Below are 2,958 nucleotides of genomic sequence, written 5' to 3'. Positions count from 1 at the left end.
GAAAGATCAGCGTAGCCTTTCAGAATGAGCGCGAGCTTAGATGATACAAGAGTGCGAGAGAACTCGAGCCTGTATAGCTTGAAATGAGAACTTGCACTCAGTGAGGCTTTTATCTATCAACTAGATCTAACGTTGCGCGCACAAGCTTGCGCAGAGGATGACAAGTCAGTTTTTTCTGCAAGTTATCCTGCGATGAACCTGACAGAAAAAACTCTATGAAAGAAGTCATCCTAGCATTCCCGTCTCCGCACGAGCTCGATTCCTTGAGTAGGATAGACGTGCGGACAGATATCAAGTCGTTGCGCCTAACTGCGTCTCAGTCCCTCATTCGTTTCACTCAATCAAGCCTGCTCTCGCAGTAGGCGAACTCTACGTTCTGCAAAACATGAAATTTCTCGAAATCATTAAGAAAGCATGGAGATACAGCATATTCGATGATTTTATAGAGAATGGAGCAACGCCTATTGATGTAATTCCCGCAGAACTAATTTGGCTTGAGAAAGCTCAAATGTTTCATGTCGATAATTTTACAATTAATTACGGAGTAAGAGGAGGTATTTGGGTTGGTAAATTCTCTGACTCTATAGTGATAGCTAATTGGAAAAAAGAACAAGTTACGAGAATACCCGTTCGGGAGATCAGGGATAACCCTGATATTTACGAACACCGCAGTAAAATCAAACGCCGGTGGAACAAGCACAATCGACCTTATTTGTATGGTCGTCTGAAAGTTGGCTTCGGGAATGCAGCAGATAATTATATTCAAGAGCATCCAGAATTCCAAAAGGCAGAACAAGACAGCGCACACCAATCCACTACCGCACCTTGAGTCGAAACTATTATGGTCATTACTAACCTTAACCTGAAATCAAAGCTCGCCCTCTGGTAGTGGATGGGTGGCTTTAAACGTTCGCTGAAGAAATGAAGCACACCATCCAATTCGCAAGCGACGTCACACGCGATGGCATGGGCGTAGAGCTGATTGATTCAGACCACCAAGTGTTGGCTGAACTATTCAGGAGCGATGTCACCGGTGAATTTCACCTCACCACATTCGAGAACGAGATTTCAGCAGCGGACATTAGGATGATGTTCAACGCGGCAACAGAGCGAGAAGGCCTTTCGTTTGCTATACCATCAGAGGAGGTCGCTGTGATTTACGTGGAGTTGCTTTCCGAAGCAGTCCGGTGCTTCCGTCCCGTTCTTGCCCATCGGGTCGGAGAGCGCCGATACCGTATTGATTCATCTTTCCAGATTCCTGAGGACGAGGATTGGGCGTTTCAGCCTGGTAGCGAGGTGATCTGCGAGGATACTGGTAGAGGGTGCCTCAGTCCGAAGGCTGTCGCGCCAGCATCAAGCAACAGCGAACAAGTCAGTGGTGGCAACGGCTGACAAGCTCGCTAGTTCGCTTCGCTCTAGATGCCTAAATCCCGCCGTGCCACACTTCAAACGTTATGCTAAAAATGAAAGCCGTCATCTCCTACATACTTTTACTCTTAATAACTATTCTTCCAACGAATGCGTCCTCAGATAAAAAGAAATTTGAGGGGGAATTTACGCTGAAATCGACTCGAGACAACGCAGGGATTCAGTTAGCTAACGAGTATAAGATCATCATCAGTGGTGGATCAGCAACGGTTGAGTATTTGAAAGACGGCATACTCAAGAAGGATCAGGGAACAGTCTCATTAACCATACACAATGGAATCGATCCGATTACAAAGCTTCGCCCTAAGGTAAATGGATTTATCCGTATTGAGATTATAAAGCCAGGTTGGAACACTGACAAATTTGTTACTAGATTTGATCTTCAGTTCTCTGCTCCACCTGCATCACGCGGTGAAAAAAACTCATTCATTTTTGCTAAAGAAACTAGCTTAGAGATGCTTTGGTTAGACAAACTATCAGATGGCTTAACTAGATATTCAGACCCTATGAATATCCGAACTAAGCTGCCTTACGTTGTAACAATAATAAAAAGTCCACTCTAAGAAACTGCCTTTGCATAACAAGACGCTGCACCCAACCTCGTACCGCGGTTGAGTTCCGCTCTCTTTTCACTACATTCTATTCTTAAGCCACTACCAAAGCTTTCTGGTCGAGTACTCGGCTGGTGTGCTTTACGTTCTCTCAAAAAATCATGCTTCTTAGCGTTGCATATCCCAAACTGAGTAAGTCGGCAGAATCTCTGATCCTTGAGTTTCGTAGGCACCACGATCAACGATATGTAGATGTCATCGACGCTCATTGGACGATGATCTTTCCCGGATCCTCAGAAGGTATAGGTGAGCAACAGATGCAAAAGCACATCGCCTCCATCGCATCAGTGAGTGATCAAGTCGAATTTTGCTGCCGATACGCTCTGGTCTATGACGATGATAGTAGTGATGACTATTACATTTTCTTAGTCCCCGACGAGGGCTTTTCTCAGATCAGTAAGTTACATGATCGCCTCTACTCTGACTTCATGCGACCACAGTTGCGTTTGGACATACCCTATGTGCCTCACATTGGTATAGCGACGAGCAAGGACCCTGATCACCTTTACGAACTGGCACAAGAATGGAATACTGCTGGATATGAGATTTCCGGTGTAATCGATTCGCTGACACTTTGCTCATATGATGGAGTGAAGGTTCAGGATATACAGAACTTTGCACTTCAGAACAACAAGCGAGAACAAGTTGCAGCACCCAACCCCTGACCCGCTTTTCAGTTTAGTTTTATGACCATTAGAAACCTTGAATCACTAGCGACACCCGCCCTTGGTCAGGGGTTGGTGTGCTAATACGATATCTGGATGAATGCGGCAGCTAGCTGATAGAAAAGAGCTTCTCGGCAGACTGTTCAAGTGAACATTTCGAGCTTGACTCCGTGAAACGGTGTCAGTATCATCGTAGCGCAGCGAGCAGAGGGAAAGATCAGCGTAGCCTTTCAGAATGAGCGCGAGCTTAGATG

The 2,958-nt window shown here is 45.5% G+C and carries 4 protein-coding genes; all 4 read left to right on the top strand.

Annotation, left to right across the window (positions count from 1 at the left end; translation table 11 throughout):
• Positions 1-385 precede the first annotated feature (385 nt).
• The 4 genes from JIN82_RS05405 to JIN82_RS05390 all read left to right on the top strand — a co-directional run bounded on the left by JIN82_RS05405 (position 386) and on the right by JIN82_RS05390 (position 2,704).
• Positions 386-829 carry a hypothetical protein gene (locus JIN82_RS05405; protein ID WP_200310628.1) on the top strand — a complete coding sequence of 148 codons (444 nt, stop codon included), beginning with the start codon at positions 386-388 and terminating at the stop codon, positions 827-829.
• 92 nt (positions 830-921) lie between these two features.
• Positions 922-1,392 (top strand): hypothetical protein, encoded by a 471-nt coding sequence (locus JIN82_RS05400; protein ID WP_200310627.1) that lies wholly within the window; start codon positions 922-924, stop codon positions 1,390-1,392.
• Positions 1,393-1,463: 71 nt separating this feature from the next.
• Complete coding sequence (locus tag JIN82_RS05395) at positions 1,464-1,991, top strand: hypothetical protein (RefSeq protein WP_200310626.1); 528 nt, start codon at positions 1,464-1,466, stop codon at positions 1,989-1,991.
• 149 nt (positions 1,992-2,140) lie between these two features.
• On the top strand, positions 2,141-2,704 hold the full coding sequence (locus JIN82_RS05390) for a 2'-5' RNA ligase family protein (RefSeq protein WP_200310625.1): 564 nt from the start codon (positions 2,141-2,143) through the stop codon (positions 2,702-2,704).
• The last annotated feature ends 254 nt before the right edge of the window (positions 2,705-2,958 follow it).

Origin of the sequence: Persicirhabdus sediminis, from assembly GCF_016595495.1 — a bacterium.
In the GTDB taxonomy this organism is placed as follows: Bacteria; Verrucomicrobiota; Verrucomicrobiia; order Verrucomicrobiales; family Akkermansiaceae; genus Persicirhabdus; species Persicirhabdus sediminis.
This window is presented reverse-complemented; position numbering and strand designations above follow the sequence as displayed.